Here is a 15,144-nt window from a genome sequence, read left to right as displayed (position 1 = left end):
GTCGGAACGCACCGGTGGATGGGGAATATCCTGTGCTGCATTTTTTTATCAATTTTTGCAAAAACGAAGACGGTGCGACAGCCGTTGAATACGGCTTGATCGTGGGGCTGCTCTCCGCCGCCCTCATCGCTGGCGCAGGCAACATCAGCAGCAATATCAATGCCGTGTTTCAGTTCATCGTAGATACTTTTGCCCAGTCGAACCTGTAGGGCTGATCGCTCAGGACAGCTTCACCTCTGTTGTCTTCAAGGCATCGGCAAGCCGCACCTTGGCGGAGCCGGGCTTTAGCGGTTTCTGCTGGCTTTCGTGCGGGGCCCAGCCTGATACGTAAATAATGGAAAATGTCGCCCTTATCCGCCCGTCAGGATCTGAATAGCGCTCGGCGTAAAGCTCCGCTGCGCGCAGGAAAAAGGCGCGGTTGAGCGGTTTTCTGCTGCGGCTTGCCAGCGGGTTGGCCATGCCCATGGCGCGCAGGTCCCGCATCAGCGGAAAAATAGAATCGTAACGAACCGTGTAGCTTTCCGCATCGGTAACGGGAAGCGCAAACCCGGCGCGCTGCAAAAGCGCGCCGACATCGCGCACATCGGCGAAGGGAATGACACGCGGACTTGCGCCCCCGGTCAGTTCGGCCTCTGCGGTCAGCAGCACATCGCGCAGTTCCTGCAGGGTGCCGCTGCCGGGAATGGCGCCGAGAAACAGGCCGTCCGGTTTTAATGCCCGCCGGATCTGGATCAGCGCACCGGGGGTGTCGTTGGTCAGATGCAGGGCAAGTGGTGAGACGATGAGATTGGCGGAGGCCTCCTCAAGCGGCAGATGCTCCATGGAAGCGGCCTCGGGAATATTTGCATCCGTCGCAAAAGAACTCTCGGTTTCGATACGGCGAATGGTATCGACCTTGCCGGTCTCCGCCAGGCGTCGGGCGGTGACGCCGGTTCCGCCATGAAGTTCGATCGCGGTCTCGAACTGGCGCTCGACGATGGCGAGCCTGTCGGCCAGCTCTTCGGCCGCCATATCGAGAAGAAACAGGGCCTTGTCATCGCGTCTGGCCCACGCCCGGTGACGGTTTTGTTCGATCAGGGCCTGGTCAAAGAGAATATCCATCGTCTTGCCTGCTCGGCCTCAAACGCCTTCGGGATCGGCGGGCCGTATCGTTACTGTCATGCCGCTGCGGGCATCGTTCTCCCGGTGACGGGACGGAACTATCGCTCTCGCAAAGGCACCCGTTCAGCGGTAAAGTCAACCTCATGGGTGCTGGTGAAAGTCTGTTTTCGGCGTTGCTATCGAAGTCCGCGACCGTGCCGGCGGCAGCGGGAGACATGTGGCGCGCGCTCTTCCGTATGGTCTACCCGCCAACCTGCGCGGGCTGCACCCGTATGACCAGCGGCGAGGGCGCCTTATGCGCGGATTGCTGGCGGGATGTGGGCTTTATCGATCGCCCCTTTTGCGAGGTTCTGGGCATTCCCTTCGCGCGGGATCACGGAGACGGTTTTGTGAGCGCGCGGGCCATTGCCGAACCGCCGCCCTTTGACCGGCTGCGTGCCGTCGCAAGCCATGAGGGAACCGCCCGCAAGCTCGTGCACCGGCTGAAATATCAGGACCGGACCGATCTCGCCCGACTGATGGCGCTGTGGATGCTGAGGGCAAGTGACGGAACGGTGGGTGACTGTGATTGCATCGTGCCCGTTCCGTTGCATCGTCACCGTTTCCTGCGCCGCCGTTTCAATCAATCCGCCGAGCTGGCACGGCATCTAGCCAAGGCCGCCGGCAAGCCCGTGCTTGCCGGCACGCTGTTGCGCGTGAAGCCGACCGAGCGGCAGGGGGGGCTTTCGGCACTTGCCCGACAGGACAATGTGCGCGGCGCTTTCGCGCTCGCGCCCGGCCGGGAAACCGATGTCCATGGCAAGCGCGTGGTGCTGGTGGATGATGTCTATACGACAGGTGCGACGGTGGGTGCGGCAAGCCGTGCCCTGCGCAAGGCCAGTGCCGTGGATGTGACGGTTTTGACCTTTGCAATGGCCATTTCCGGCCCTATATGAAACCTGAATGACATGACTTTATCGTGCGTTTTACCGCACGTTTGCGAGGGCTTTGAAAACATGGCACCGGTAACGATCTATACGCGGGATTTTTGTGGTTATTGCGCGCGCGCCAAGGCGCTGCTGGACAGCAAGGGCGTGGATTACGCCGAATATAACGCTACGACGACGCCCGAATACCGGCAGGAAATGATCGAGAAATCAGGTGGTACAACGTTCCCGCAAATCTTCATCAATGGCGAGCATGTGGGCGGTTGTGATGATCTGCACGCGCTGGAGCGCGCCGGCAAACTGGACGTGCTGCTGGCCGCCTGATCGGCCCGATTTGCGGGCATGGAGGATATGATGAGTTTCAAGGCTGCCGCCATTCAGATGCGTTCCGGCGTCGACCCGGCAAAAAACGCCGCCGATATGGAACGGTTGGTGCGGGCGGCTGCAGCCGAGGGCGCCGTTTATGTGCAGACCCCGGAAATGACGGGCGCCATCCAGAAGGACAGGCAGGCGTTGCGTGCGCAATTGCAGGATGACGATGGCGATATCATCGTTGCGACGGCCGCGCGTCTCGCCCGCGAACTCGGCATTCATGTCCATGTCGGCTCGACCGCGATTGCCCGGCCGGATGGCAAGATCGCCAATCGCGGTTTTCTCTTCGCGCCGGATGGTTCGCGCATCTGCAGCTATGACAAGATCCATATGTTCGATGTCGATCTCGACAATGGTGAAAGCTGGCGCGAAAGCGCTGCTTATCAACCCGGCGAGGTGGCGCGTATCGCTGAACTTCCGCTGGCGAAATTCGGCTTTGCGATTTGTTACGACGTCCGTTTTCCGCAGCTTTTTCGCGCTGAAGCACTGGCCGGTGCAGAGGTTCTGACGGTTCCGGCGGCTTTCACCCGGCAGACGGGGGAGGCGCATTGGGAGATCCTGCTGCGCGCCCGCGCCATTGAAAATGGCGCTTTTGTCATTGCTGCCGCGCAGGCCGGCGTGCATGAGGACGGGCGCGAGACCTTTGGCCATTCCATCATCATCGATCCCTGGGGCAAGGTTCTGGCCATTGCCGGCGGCGCTGGAGAAGAGATAATCATCGCCGAGATCGACACGTCGCTGGTCGCGGCTGCGCGTGGCAAGATTCCCAATCTGCGCAATGCTCGCGAGTTCGGACTGGACACCGTCATTCCCCTGAAACCTGCCGGAGGTGAAGCGGCGTGATCCGTTATGCGCTGGCCTGTGAAAAGGGCCATGAGTTTGAAGGCTGGTTTGCCGGTAGCGACGATTTCGACAATCAGTTGCAGCGCGGTTTCCTGTCCTGCCCGGTCTGCAATTCCGTGCAGGTCTCCAAGCTATTGATGGCGCCCTCGGTCTCCACCGCCCGCAAGAAAGACGAACGCCAGACGCTCGCCATGGATACGGCCAGGAAAGAGGCGATGGCGAAAATCCGCGAGGCTGTCGCCAATATCCGCGCCAATGCCGAGGATGTCGGCGATAAATTTCCCGAAGAGGCGCGCAAGATCCATTATGGCGAAGCGGATGAGCGCGGCATCATCGGCAATGCCTCTGCGCAGGAAGCCAAGGCCCTGCTGGATGAGGGTATAGAGATCGCGCCGCTGCCGGTCTTGCCTGATGACGTCAACTGAATTTCTTTAGAACGACATCACTCACATAGCGCCCCGCGTTAGCCTTGCGCCGGTCTTTTCGCCAGCATCATGTAGTTGACCTCCATGTCAGGTGAAAGATTCCAGCGGTCCTGCAGCACGTTGTAGAACACGCCGGTGCGGTGGATGATATCCATACCGCTTGCCACCAGCGGCCTCTCGAGCTCTTCCGGGCGAACCAGCTTTTCATATTGGTGCGTGCCGCGCGGCAGCCAGCGCAGCACGTTTTCGGCGGCGAAGATTGCCAGTGCCCGGGCTTTGAGCGTGCGGTTGATGGTGGCGGCGAACATCAGGCCCCCGGGTCGCACCATTTTTGCGCAGGTGGTGACGAAGAGATCGACATTGGCCACATGCTCGACCACCTCCATGTTGAGGATGACGTCGAAGGTCTCGCCAGCTTCCTGCAACTGTTCGGCGGTCACTGCGCGGTAGTCAACGCTGACCCCGCTTTCGCGGGCGTGGGTGGAAGCGATGCCGATATTTTTTTCCGAGGGATCGGCGCCCACCACATCCGCGCCCATGCGCGCAACGGGTTCGGAGAGAAGGCCGCCGCCGCAGCCAATATCCAGTATGCGCAGCCCTTCCAGCGGGCGGTGCGCCTTCGGGTCGCGGCCGAAATTGTCGCAGATCCGGTTGCGGATATATTCGAGCCGCACCGGATTGAACTTGTGCAACGGGCGGAACTTGCCGGTCGGGCTCCACCATTCCGCAGCCATCGCGGAGAAGCGATCCACTTCGCTCTGGTCGACGGTCGTCTGTGCGGTTTCGCTCATGGTTCTGCTCCATATTGCTGTTGCATTGAAGTCGGATGATTGCCCCCCGAAGTCAAGACCGGCGGTCCATTCCGGCGGCAATTTGTCGGGCGCTCATTGCCGCAGGTGGAACTGATGAGGCGTCTCATTTGTTTCATGCTGCGTTCATGCAGCAACGCGTATTTTCCGATCGTGGCAGTATGCGGAACGCATACTCGTCCATCGAAGTGGTGGATGCCGACAAGGGCAAAGCGGGCCTTTGCTTGAGGAGAAAGAAGTGAAGAAAAAACTGTTTGGCGCAATTGCGCTGGTGGCCATGCTCGCCGCGCCGGCACTTGCCGAAGCTGCGACGCGCGGTTTCGCCACCGCGAATGTGAATATGCGCTCCGGCCCGAGCACGGCCTATCCGGCTGTTGTGGTGATCCCGAATGGCGCGCCGCTCACCGTCCATGGCTGCCTTTCGGACACGCCCTGGTGCGATGTCGCGTTTGTGGGTGGTCGCGGCTGGGTAGCCGGGCGTTACATCGCCACGACCTACCGGCAGAACCGGGTCTATGTCGAACCGCGTTATTACCGCGATCTCGGCGTGCCGGTTATCACCTTCGAAGTCGGCCGTTATTGGGACCGCTATTATCGCGACCGCGACTTCTACCGCGAGCGTGACCGCTGGCGTCGTCCGCCGCCATCAGGCGGTTACTGGAACGCCCCGCCGCCGAGTGCCGGATGGGATCGCCCGCGTCCGCGTGACGAGTGGCGTGACGGACGCCGGGATGACTGGCGTGATGGTCGTCGTGACGAGTGGCGCGATCCCCGTCAGGGTGGCGGTCCGAATGACGGACGCTGGGAACGTCGTTATGGCGACTGGAACCAGGGCGACAGAAATCAGGACAGGCCCCGTCGCGATGACGATCGCCGGCGCTTCGAAGATGAGAACCGGGATCGCAATCGCGATCGCCAGCCAAATCAGAATGAGGGCCGGCTTCCTGCCGAGCGTCGCCAGTGGGATGACCCGCGCCGTGCGCCTGCGTCGGAAAACCTCCGGGATGGCTGCCGGGTCGGTGATCCGGGTTGTGACCCGCGCTAAACAGACAAAGCCCGGCGAATTTCGTCGGGCTTTTTCATTGGTGGCTTCAGCTTAACGGCACGAGCCCCTATTTCGTGGCAGCAGCCTTGCGGGCACGGCTCTTGGGTTTCGCCGGGGTTTCTGCATCCGGTGCGGCATCGGCAGCCGCGACCTTGGGAGCGGCCTTCCTGCGCGTTGCGGGTTTTGTCGCTTCCGATGTCTTCAGCAGCGAAAATTCATGTCTGGCCTGTTCCCAGTGGTGCGCGTCGCGCCCAGTGGGATGGCCTTCCTTTTCCCAGAGTGTATATGCCCGTTTGCTGATCCATTCGTGTTCCGAAACCTGCATGCTCGTCTCCCGTTGCTGTTTACAGCGCCTTTGAGAAGGCGACATTCCGCTTGGTCCGGCACACGCTCGACAGGAATCAATGCCGGCATTTCCAGAGCCCATTACATGCCATGATTTTCCGGGCGTCAAGCAAACATGCTGCATTGCAAAAACGGATTTCTGGCATTTTGTCCCCGTTAAAGCGGTTTGGGCGAAAGACGTTCCTACAAGGGAAGATCAACGTTGCGTGATCGGCCCAAGGTCGCCAAGATGACCGGATGAATGGGCAGCGGAGGAGGCGGTCTTGGAACAGACAACGGAAGCGGATGCGCAGGTCATCGTCAAGAAGCGCGGAGGGGCTGGCATCATTCGCCTCAACCGCCCGAAGGCGATCAACAGCCTGACGTTGCCGATGGTTCGCGGCCTGTTTCAGGCGCTTCAGCGTTTCGAGGAGGATGCCGGTGTTGCCTGCGTGGTGTTGACCGGGGAAGGCGACAGGGGGCTTTGCGCCGGGGGCGATGTTCGTATCATTCATGATCTCGGCAAGGCCGGCGACCCGCAGATGCTTGATTTCTGGCGGGAAGAATTTCCGCTCAACTATCGCATCGCCCGCTTCAGCAAGCCCTATATTGCCCTGATGGACGGCATCGTCATGGGCGGCGGCGTCGGTATTTCAGCCCATGGCAGCCACCGCATCGTCACGGAACGCACAAAACTCGCCATGCCGGAAACAGGCATCGGTTATTTCCCTGACGTTGGCGGCTCCTGGCTCCTGCCACGAGCGCCGGGCGAATGCGGCACCTGGCTGGGGCTGACGGGCAACGCGGTTACGGCCGCTGATGCCATCTACGCCGGCTTTGCCGATTATATTGTTCCTTCGGACCGTCTCGACGGTCTGGTCCAGAACCTGTCGCAAGCGGCGGATATAGACAGCATCGAGACGGCGATCATGGCGCAGGCGGTTGAGGCCGATGAAGGCGTTTTATCCATAAATCGGGATATTATCGACGCGACATTCCGCTTCGACACGGTTGAGGAGATTTTCGCCGCGCTTTCGGCGCGCCAAGATGCGTTTTCGCGCGAGACCCTTGAGGTCCTGCAAAAGCGCTCTCCCACCAGTCTGAAACTGACCCTGAAGCTGCTGCGCCTCGGTCGGGAAAGTGCGAGCCTCATCGAATGCCTGGAGCGGGAATTTGCCGCCGGCACGGAGATATTGCGCCAGCACGATTTTTACGAAGGCGTGCGTGCGGCCCTTATCGACAAGGACCGCAATCCCCGCTGGCAACCGGCGCGGCTGGAAGAGGTGCGGGAGGAGAATCTGGCGCCCTATTTTGCCGGGCATTCCGGCAATCTGTTTCCCGATCATCGCCTTTAGATCAGTGGAGACCGCGCCTGTTGCCTGGAGACTGGCGAATCTCCGCCCTCATTCCTGTGACAAGCACAAGGACGAGGGCTACGCTCAATGCGAATACATGTTTCGGGCGTAATGAATTTCATGGTTCTCTCCGAGATTTTGGGAAGGGTGACGCAAAAGAAATTCGGCTTCTTGCCCTATATGAAATCATCACCTTTTGAGTGCTTATTCTTTGGGTGAAATTTCCAATCCATGCCCCTGCAAGGCACAGTTGTTTCTCGCGGGCGTTGCCGCCGCCCGCTATGTTGAACACCATTCGAATTGCCGGGGGTATTCATGAAACGTCTTCTCATTATCGGTACTGCGTTTGCCGCTCTTTTTGCAGGTGCGGCGCAGGCGCAGTCTCCGACCACCATCCTCAACGCATCCTACGATGTCGCCCGCGAAGTTTTTGCGGCCGAGAACGAGGCGTTTATCAAGCAGCATCCGGGCGTAACCGTCGATCAGTCGCATGCCGGCACCTCCAAGCAGGCGCGCGCCATTGTCGAGGGTCTTGAAGCCGATGTCGTCACCTTTAACCAGGTGACCGATGTCGATTTTCTGGTGAAGCAGGGCTTCGTTTCCGCCGACTGGAAGAAGGATTTTGCGAACGACGCATCGCCGTTCTATTCCTTCCCATCCTTCCTCGTGCGCGCCGGCAATCCCAAGGGTATCAAGGACTGGGACGACCTTGCCCGTGATGATGTGAAGATCGTTTTCCCCAATCCGAAGACCTCGGGTAACGCCCGTTACACCTATCTCGCCGCCACGGCTTACGCCAAGGAGAAATTCAGCGGCGACGAGAAGAAGGTCCAGGAATTCGTCAAGAAAATCTTCGACAATACGCCGGTTTTCGACACCGGAGGCCGCGCCGCCACCACCACTTTCGTGGAACGCGAGATCGGCGACGTGCTGATCACCTTCGAAGCCGAGACCCGCGGCATCGCCAAGCAATATGGCGCCGACAAGGTGGAAGGCGTTGTGCCCTCCGTCAGCCTGCTCGCCGAATTCCCGGTGGCCGTGGTGGACAAGGTGGTCGACAAGCGCGGCTCGCGTGATCTGGCGAAGAGCTATCTCGACTTCCTCTATACCGAGGAAGGCCAGCGCATCGCCGCCGAATTTGGCCACCGCGTTCACAATGAAAAGGTCGTTGGCGAGTTCAAGGATAAGTTCCCGGCCATTCGCCTCGTCAACGTCGATGATGTCTTCGGCGGCTGGGACAAAATTCAGAAAGAGCATTTTGCATCCGGCGCGACGCTTGATACGCTTTACGGCAGCCGTTAATCACAACGACAAAGAACAGATAGAAGACCCGGCGGGAAACTGCCGGGTCGCTTTTTGATGAATTGGGGGCGGGGTTTGAAACGGAATGTTCTGCCGGGGCTGAAATTGTCCCTTGGCGTTACCCTGACTTACGTCGCCATCATCGTGCTTCTGCCGCTCTCGGCGCTGGTGTTCAAGGCGGCAAGCCTAGGCCCTGCCGAATATTGGTCGATCATCTCTTCTCCGCGCGCCGTCGCCAGCTATCGTGTTACCGTGCTCTGTGCGCTGGCCGCCACGCTGTTCAACGTCATTTTCGGGGTGGCGCTTGCCTGGGTGCTGACACGTTACCGCTTTCCCGGCTGGCGCATCGTGGACGCCATCGTCGATCTGCCTTTTGCGCTTCCGACCGCCGTTGCCGGCATTGCGCTGACGACGCTTTTTGCGGGCAATGGTTGGTTCGGCTCGGTGCTTTCCCAATTCGGCATCAAGGTGGCCTACACGCCGCTTGGCATCATGGTGGCGATGGCCTTTACCAGCCTGCCCTTCATCGTTCGCACCGTGCAGCCGGTTCTGGAAGACCTCGATCCGGCGCTGGAAGAAGCGGCGCAATCGCTCGGTGGTTCCGATCTCGAAATTTTCCGCAAGATCATCCTGCCGCTCCTGACGCCGGCGTTGCTCGCCGGTCTGTCGCTGTCCTTCGCCCGCAGCCTCGGCGAATTCGGGGCGATCATCTTCATCGCCGGCAACCAGCCGTTTTCGACTGAGATCACCGCGCTGCTGATCTTCATCCGGCTGGAGGAATATGATTATCAGGCGGCGGCCGCCATCGCCTCCGTGCTGCTCATCACCGCCTTCGTGATGCTGGCGGTGACCAATTACCTGCAGGCGCGCGCGCTTCGTTACACGGTGAGGGGCTGAGACATGAGTGCCGTTTCTTCACACCGCAAGCCGCCACGGGTTGGCGACGCGCCTCTTGTTCGCCGCAGCCTGATTGCCTTCGTGCTTGTTATCGGTGCCTTGCTGGTCTTAGCGCCGCTTGTCATCATCGGCGTCGAAGCCTTTTCGCAGGGCTGGAAGGTCTATTCCGCCACCATCACCCATCCCGATACCCGCCACGCCATCATGCTGACGGTACTGACGGCGCTGATCGCCGTGCCTGTTAATACCGCCTTCGGTGTGGCCGCCGCATGGGCGATCACCAAGTTCGATTTCCCGGGCCGGCGCTTCCTGCTGGTGCTGATCGAAATACCCTTTTCCATTTCGCCGATCGTCGCCGGCGTCTCCTATCTCTTCGTTTACGGCCTTCAGGGGTTGTTCGGCCCGTTCCTCGATGCGCATGATATCAAGATACTCTTCGCGCTTCCCGGCATCGTCATCGCCTCGATGTTCGTGACTGCGCCTTTCGTGGCGCGTGAACTGATCCCGCTGATGCAGGCGCAGGGTCGCGATCTCGAGGAGGCGGCGACCTCGCTTGGCGCATCCGGCTGGCGTACCTTCTTTTCGGTGACCTTGCCGAACATCAAATGGGCGCTGCTTTATGGTGTCGTGCTCTGCAATGCCCGCGTGATGGGCGAATTCGGCGCGGTATCGGTCGTATCGGGCAATATTCGCGGCCAGACCAATACGCTGCCGCTGCATATCGAGCTGCTTTACCACGATTACCAGACGGCCGGCGCCTTCGCGTCCGCCTCCATCCTTGCCTTGCTCGCCGTCGTCACCATCATTGCCAAGGTGGCGCTGGAAGGGCGCGGCGCCGGACGCGGCGCCAAGAAGACCAACGGCGATGCCGCCATCGCCACGGAGACCTGATTCCCATGAAAATCCGCCTCGAAAATGTGGTGAAGACCTTCGATACCTTCCGCGCCGTGCGCGATGTTTCGCTGGATATCGAAAGCGGCGAGCTTCTGGCGCTGCTCGGTCCCTCAGGCTCCGGCAAGACGACGATTTTGCGCATGGTCGCCGGTCTCGAATATAGCGATGGCGGCCGTATCTTTTTCGGCGACGAGGACGCCACCAATATTCCGGTGCGTGACCGCGGCGTCGGTTTCGTGTTTCAGCATTATGCGCTTTTCCCGCATATGACTCTGCATCAAAACATCGCTTTCGGCATGAAGGTCTCGAAGGTGAAGCGGGACAAGACGGCGATCGACGCCCGCGTCGGGGAGCTTTTGCGGCTGGTGAAGCTTGATGGTCTGGGCGACCGTTTCCCGGCGCAGATTTCCGGCGGGCAGCGGCAGCGCGTGGCGCTGGCGCGTGCGCTTTCGGTCGATCCCAAGGTGCTGCTGCTCGATGAGCCTTTCGGAGCGCTGGACGCCAATGTGCGCCGCGATCTTCGCCGCTGGCTGCGCGAGATTCACGATTCGCTCGGCATCACCACGATTTTCGTGACGCATGACCAGGAAGAGGCGCTCGATCTTGCCGATCGTGTTGTCATCCTCAATCAGGGCGAAATCGTACAGGAGGGCACGCCGAAGGAGGTCTGCCGCCAGCCGAACAGCGCCTTTGTCATGCGCTTTCTGGGTGATGCCAACCGGGTCTCCGGCGTGGCGCGCGGCGGCAAGGTTTATGTCGGTGACAATGAGCTGCCTTTCTCCTATGCGCAGGGCGATGGCGTCGTGGATATCTATGCCCGCCCCGGCGATCTCGAATGGGAAGATCTGCATGAGGGCATTCCCGCCTCGGTGGCGCGGGTTCTCGACCGGGCGGGTGAACGCCGGGTAATCGCCAGCACCGATGGCGGCGACATCCTGGAATTTGACGTGCCGCCGGAAAACGATGTCGCTGCCGGTGACCGCGGTTCCGTCATCATCCGCCGGGCGAAAATTTTCCCGGCGGCGTGAGCCGTTGTCAGCCCAGAAGTTCGAAGGCGCTTTCTGCCACAAGCTTGCCGTTGATCATCAGGTCAACCCTGTGAAGGCCGGGGTAGTGTTTGCGGGTGGTGAAATCACGTATGGCGCGGCTGATCGACAGCGCGCATGTCTCACCGGGCTGAAGCTCGATTTCTTTCCACTTGAAGACTTTCGCCGAGGCGTCGCCGCTCTTCTTCACGTAGTGCACGGCGTAGTCGATCACCAGTTTCTGCGGGCGTTTCGCCGTCGAGGTGAAAGAGGCTGAAATCCGCACAGGGTTGCCGAGAGCCACCTTGTCCGGCGTAACCTGAAATGCCGCAAGTGCAATTTCCGCTTCCTCATGCGCGCCAAGATGGGCAAGCGCGGCGGCGTCGCCCTTCTTGATCAACGTGCGCAGGGCTTGGCGTGTAATCCAGCGCGTATGCGGGTTTTCCTTCGGCCATGCATCGATGAGCGCCAGCACGAAAGCGGGATTGTCCTTGGTGATGTCGTTCAGATGATTGGCGACGGATTTGCGCACATAAAGCGCCTCATCAGCTTTCATGGCCTCGAGGATACCAGTGACCGGGGATGGATCGTCGATCAGGGGTTTGAGCTGGAATGACCATGGCAGGCGCGGCCGGCAGCCCTCGCTCGCCAGCCGCCGCACATGTTCGTTTTCATGTCGTGACCATGTCTCCATCACGGCAAGGGTACGGGCCATATCCCTTTGCAGGAAATGACGGATGGCGAATTCCGAGGAGCCGAAACGGGTGAAATAATGCAGCGCTGCCATGGAAAGATCGAAATCATCGAGGCCGTAGAGCGCCACATATTCCGGCAGCGAAATGGAGGCAAAACCGTTGCCGATGCCCGGCGCTGCGGCGGTCAGGATTTCGATGTTGCGGGCATAGTCGCCGGGAAGTGTCGCATGCAGGCTCGGCGCCCCCTGCCGCATGCGCTGCATGATGCCCAAGGCCTCGAGGTTTTCGGTGGCGAGCGCCATGAAGGCTGAGATGTCAAACTGCGGATGAACGGCCCTGGTCTGATCGGCGATATGCCGCAGTTTCTCGCGGTTGAAGATTTCCTTCAATGCAGGTGCCGCCGTGTCGCTCATATTGCCCTCAAGGTTCACTTTTTGTTCTTTTAGGGCAGGATGAGGCCGGAGGCAAGGGCTGAGCAACTTTCGAAGAGTGCTGACGGACCGAGTGGGTGCCGCTTACTTCTTCTCCCCGACGGGGAGAAGAAGTTTCGTGACAAACTAACTTCAGCTCATCTGGCTGACGAATTTGGTCTCCAGATAGGCCTGAACCGCTTCCGAGCCGCCTTCCGTGCCATAACCGGAATCCTTGATGCCGCCGAAGGGGACTTCGGGAAGCGCAAGGCCATTATGGTTGATGGTCAGCATGCCGGCCTCTACCTGCTGGCCAAGTGCGTGCGCGGTCTTGACCGAACCGGTAAAGGCGTAGGATGCAAGGCCGAAGGGCAGGCGGTTCGCTTCGGTGATGGCGTCATCGAAGCTCGAGAAGCGGTTGATGATCGCGACCGGGCCGAAGGGCTCGTCATTCATGATCTTGGCGGTGGTGGGCACATTGGCGAGAACCGTCGGCTCGAAGAAATTGCCCTTGTTGCCGATGCGACGGCCGCCGGTCTTCAATTCTGCGCCATGGGAAACGGCGTCGTTGATGAGGCCTTCCAGTGCCGGAATGCGGCGCTCATTGGCGAGCGGGCCCATGATGACGCCATCTTCGAGACCGTTGCCGACCTTGATGGCCTTCGTCGCTTCCACGAAACCTTCAAGGAAGCGATCGGCCACGCCGTCCTGCACGAGGAAGCGGGTGGGGGCGACGCAGACCTGACCGGCATTGCGGAACTTGGCAAGCGAGGTCACTTCGATCGCCTTGTCGATATCGGCATCGTCAAAGATCATGACAGGCGCGTGGCCGCCCAGTTCCATCGTGGCGCGCTTCATGTGCTTGCCCGCAAGTGCGGCCAGATGTTTGCCGATGGGCGTGGAACCGGTGAAGGAAATCTTGCGGATGACCGGATGCGGGATCAGATATTCCGAAATTTCGGATGGAACACCGTAAACGAGACCGATGACGCCGGCAGGCACGCCCGCATCCACGAAGGCGCGAATGAGTTCGGCCGGCGATGCCGGGGTTTCCTCGGGCGCCTTGACGATGATGGAGCAGCCGGTGGCGAGCGCTGCGGAAAGCTTGCGGACGATCTGGTTGATCGGGAAGTTCCACGGCGTGAACGCCGCCACAGGGCCGACCGGCAGTTTGATGGCAAGCTGCGAAACACCGCTCGCGCGGGCCGGAATGACCTGGCCATAGGTGCGGCGTGCTTCTTCCGCGAACCAGTCGATGGTATCAGCGGCACCCATGATTTCGGTGCCCGACTGCGCCAGCGGCTTACCCTGCTCGCGGGTCATGATATAGGCGATCTTGTCCTTGCGCTCGCGCAGGATATCGGCCGCCTTGCGCATGATCTTCGAGCGCTCGAAGGGGGAGGTGTCGCGCCACAGCTTGAAACCGCGCTCGGCGGCGGCAAGCGCCAGATCGAGGTCTTCCTTCTCGGCGTGCGCGATCGCGCCGATGATCTCGTCGGTTGCCGGATCGGACACGGCGATCGTCTTGCCGGAAACGGCGTCTCGCCATTCGCCATCAATGAGAAGTTTGATGTCGGGATAGGTGTGCATAGGGGCTACCTTCATGATGCGGCCGATACGGCGAATGCCGTCCGGCCCGGAGACGTGAACAGAATTGTCCTGGCCGGACGAACCGGCATCGCGGCTTTCGCTGCGCGGAACATGTGTCTGGATATTTCCGACAAGAGGCTTCTGGAATTGCCGGAAACGGAAACGACAGCCTTTATATTAAGTTCCGGGCGGTATGTTTCAACCATGCGCTCCGGCAATCGTCATGATTTTTCTATGATGCGGAATTTGTCATTCGTCATTTCAATCCGGCGCGGAGATGGGGCGTCGCCTGCCCGGCCGCCTCACGCGAATCAGATGAACCTGTGCGGCGACGGCGAGGCTCTCGCCACAATTCGGCCTTTGTCGCACCTGACGAATTATCGGGAGGGGTCTCCGGGGCTTGCCGCCTGCGTCATAACAGGGCGTCGAGTGTAAAAAACTACAATAAGACGGAAAAATTATCCAAAGGGTTTACTCAAAACCTAGAGAAAATACGGATAAAATCTCAGTGAGGATATAACATCAGTTCCTGATATATATTGCTAACGTCGGTTCCCTTGACCTTCAAAGGTTGGTGAAAACCCTCGACCTGAACGTTATCGATGGAGAAAAAGTATGAGTTTCGCCCGGGTACTTCTCAGTGCGTTCTTGTCGCTTGCGTGGCTTTCCTGTGCCGAAGCCGGGGAAATTGCCAAACCGCAGGGAAAGCCGATATTAACCATATCCGGAAACATCAGTAATACGAATGCCGATGGCGCCGCGGTATTTGATCGTGACATGCTGGAAGCGCTCGGCATGGAAAGGGTGGAGACGACGACGCCCTGGCATGACGGCCGTGTCCGTTTCGATGGTGTCTCGCTGGCGAAACTGATGGATGTCGTCGGTGCAAAGGGCACCAGCGTCACGGCGGTCGCTCTCAACGATTATGTCAGCACGATACCTATTGAAGATTTTAAGAAATTTAACGTTATCCTGGCGATCAAGCTGGATGGCAATTACATGACAGTTCGCGAAAAAGGCCCGTTGTTCGTCATCTATCCCTATGACAGCGACCCGGAGCTGCAGAAGCAGACCTATTATTCGCGGTCCGCATGGCAAGTTGCCAAACTGATAGTGGAATAAAGGTGCCGT

General features: G+C 59.7%; 17 protein-coding genes. 12 read left to right on the top strand and 5 right to left on the bottom strand.

Annotation, left to right across the window (positions count from 1 at the left end):
* Positions 1-14: 14 nt before the first annotated feature.
* Entirely contained in the window at positions 15-209 is a 195-nt protein-coding gene (locus tag ASB65_RS18075; RefSeq protein ID WP_003507050.1) for a Flp family type IVb pilin, read from the top strand.
* A gap of 10 nt (positions 210-219) precedes the next feature.
* Here the strand turns inward: ASB65_RS18075 and ASB65_RS18070 are convergent, their stop codons facing one another.
* Positions 220-1,101 (bottom strand): methyltransferase domain-containing protein, encoded by an 882-nt coding sequence (locus ASB65_RS18070; RefSeq protein ID WP_003507048.1) that lies wholly within the window; start codon positions 1,099-1,101, stop codon positions 220-222.
* A 143-nt stretch (positions 1,102-1,244) separates the two neighbouring features.
* Here ASB65_RS18070 and ASB65_RS18065 point away from each other — a divergent pair, with 143 nt between their 5' ends.
* The 4 genes from ASB65_RS18065 to ASB65_RS18050 are packed head-to-tail and all read left to right on the top strand — an operon-like array spanning position 1,245 to position 3,667.
* Positions 1,245-2,036, top strand: a complete 792-nt coding sequence (locus ASB65_RS18065; protein ID WP_060724910.1) for a ComF family protein — start codon at positions 1,245-1,247, stop codon at positions 2,034-2,036.
* A 60-nt stretch (positions 2,037-2,096) separates the two neighbouring features.
* Entirely contained in the window at positions 2,097-2,351 is a 255-nt protein-coding gene (gene grxC / locus ASB65_RS18060; RefSeq protein WP_060724909.1) for a glutaredoxin 3, read from the top strand.
* A gap of 30 nt (positions 2,352-2,381) precedes the next feature.
* Positions 2,382-3,242 (top strand): carbon-nitrogen hydrolase family protein, encoded by an 861-nt coding sequence (locus tag ASB65_RS18055; protein WP_003507041.1) that lies wholly within the window; start codon positions 2,382-2,384, stop codon positions 3,240-3,242.
* The gene (locus ASB65_RS18050) at positions 3,239-3,667 is read left to right on the top strand and encodes a DUF1178 family protein (RefSeq protein WP_003507039.1); all 429 of its coding nucleotides are present in this window, start codon (positions 3,239-3,241) and stop codon (positions 3,665-3,667) included. Before ASB65_RS18055 ends, ASB65_RS18050 begins: the two co-directional genes overlap by 4 nt.
* A 38-nt stretch (positions 3,668-3,705) precedes the next feature.
* Here ASB65_RS18050 and ubiG read toward each other — a convergent pair whose 3' ends face one another.
* Entirely contained in the window at positions 3,706-4,458 is a 753-nt protein-coding gene (gene ubiG / locus ASB65_RS18045) for a bifunctional 2-polyprenyl-6-hydroxyphenol methylase/3-demethylubiquinol 3-O-methyltransferase UbiG (RefSeq protein ID WP_003507037.1), read from the bottom strand.
* Positions 4,459-4,714: 256 nt separating this feature from the next.
* Between ubiG and ASB65_RS18035 the strand changes: the two genes are divergently transcribed.
* Positions 4,715-5,521 carry an SH3 domain-containing protein gene (locus tag ASB65_RS18035; protein ID WP_003507035.1) on the top strand — a complete coding sequence of 269 codons (807 nt, stop codon included), beginning with the start codon at positions 4,715-4,717 and terminating at the stop codon, positions 5,519-5,521.
* A 67-nt stretch (positions 5,522-5,588) separates the two neighbouring features.
* Here ASB65_RS18035 and ASB65_RS28555 read toward each other — a convergent pair whose 3' ends face one another.
* Positions 5,589-5,846, bottom strand: coding sequence for a DUF2934 domain-containing protein (locus ASB65_RS28555; protein ID WP_060724908.1), 258 nt, complete (start codon positions 5,844-5,846; stop codon positions 5,589-5,591).
* Between the two features lie 283 nt (positions 5,847-6,129).
* Between ASB65_RS28555 and ASB65_RS18025 the strand changes: the two genes are divergently transcribed.
* From ASB65_RS18025 to ASB65_RS18005, 5 genes are all read left to right on the top strand, one after another.
* A complete protein-coding gene (locus tag ASB65_RS18025) occupies positions 6,130-7,200 on the top strand; it encodes an enoyl-CoA hydratase/isomerase family protein (RefSeq protein WP_060724907.1) in 1,071 nt (356 codons plus the stop codon).
* A 315-nt stretch (positions 7,201-7,515) separates the two neighbouring features.
* Positions 7,516-8,502: a thiosulfate ABC transporter substrate-binding protein CysP gene (gene cysP, locus ASB65_RS18020; protein ID WP_060724906.1), complete on the top strand. Its 987-nt coding sequence runs from the start codon at positions 7,516-7,518 to the stop codon at positions 8,500-8,502.
* 57 nt (positions 8,503-8,559) lie between these two features.
* Positions 8,560-9,399 carry a sulfate ABC transporter permease subunit CysT gene (gene cysT / locus ASB65_RS18015; RefSeq protein ID WP_080570316.1) on the top strand — a complete coding sequence of 280 codons (840 nt, stop codon included), beginning with the start codon at positions 8,560-8,562 and terminating at the stop codon, positions 9,397-9,399.
* A gap of 3 nt (positions 9,400-9,402) precedes the next feature.
* Positions 9,403-10,290: a sulfate ABC transporter permease subunit CysW gene (gene cysW / locus ASB65_RS18010; protein ID WP_060724905.1), complete on the top strand. Its 888-nt coding sequence runs from the start codon at positions 9,403-9,405 to the stop codon at positions 10,288-10,290.
* A gap of 5 nt (positions 10,291-10,295) precedes the next feature.
* On the top strand, positions 10,296-11,321 hold the full coding sequence (locus ASB65_RS18005) for a sulfate/molybdate ABC transporter ATP-binding protein (RefSeq protein ID WP_060724904.1): 1,026 nt from the start codon (positions 10,296-10,298) through the stop codon (positions 11,319-11,321).
* Between the two features lie 7 nt (positions 11,322-11,328).
* Here the strand turns inward: ASB65_RS18005 and ASB65_RS18000 are convergent, their stop codons facing one another.
* Together ASB65_RS18000 and ASB65_RS17995 are read right to left on the bottom strand one after the other, a co-directional pair.
* Positions 11,329-12,426, bottom strand: a complete 1,098-nt coding sequence (locus ASB65_RS18000; RefSeq protein WP_060724903.1) for a DNA alkylation repair protein — start codon at positions 12,424-12,426, stop codon at positions 11,329-11,331.
* Positions 12,427-12,576: 150 nt separating this feature from the next.
* A complete protein-coding gene (locus ASB65_RS17995; RefSeq protein ID WP_031233430.1) occupies positions 12,577-14,013 on the bottom strand; it encodes an NAD-dependent succinate-semialdehyde dehydrogenase in 1,437 nt (478 codons plus the stop codon).
* 615 nt (positions 14,014-14,628) lie between these two features.
* On the opposite strand from ASB65_RS17995, the gene ASB65_RS17985 reads away from it, so the two are divergent.
* Positions 14,629-15,135 (top strand): molybdopterin-dependent oxidoreductase, encoded by a 507-nt coding sequence (locus ASB65_RS17985; protein ID WP_060724901.1) that lies wholly within the window; start codon positions 14,629-14,631, stop codon positions 15,133-15,135.
* Positions 15,136-15,144 lie beyond the last annotated feature (9 nt).

The organism is Agrobacterium tumefaciens str. B6 (assembly GCF_001541315.1).
Taxonomy (GTDB): domain Bacteria; phylum Pseudomonadota; class Alphaproteobacteria; order Rhizobiales; family Rhizobiaceae; genus Agrobacterium; species Agrobacterium radiobacter.
The sequence above is the reverse complement of the archived record's forward strand: the minus strand, read 5'-3'. Positions and strand labels throughout refer to the sequence as shown.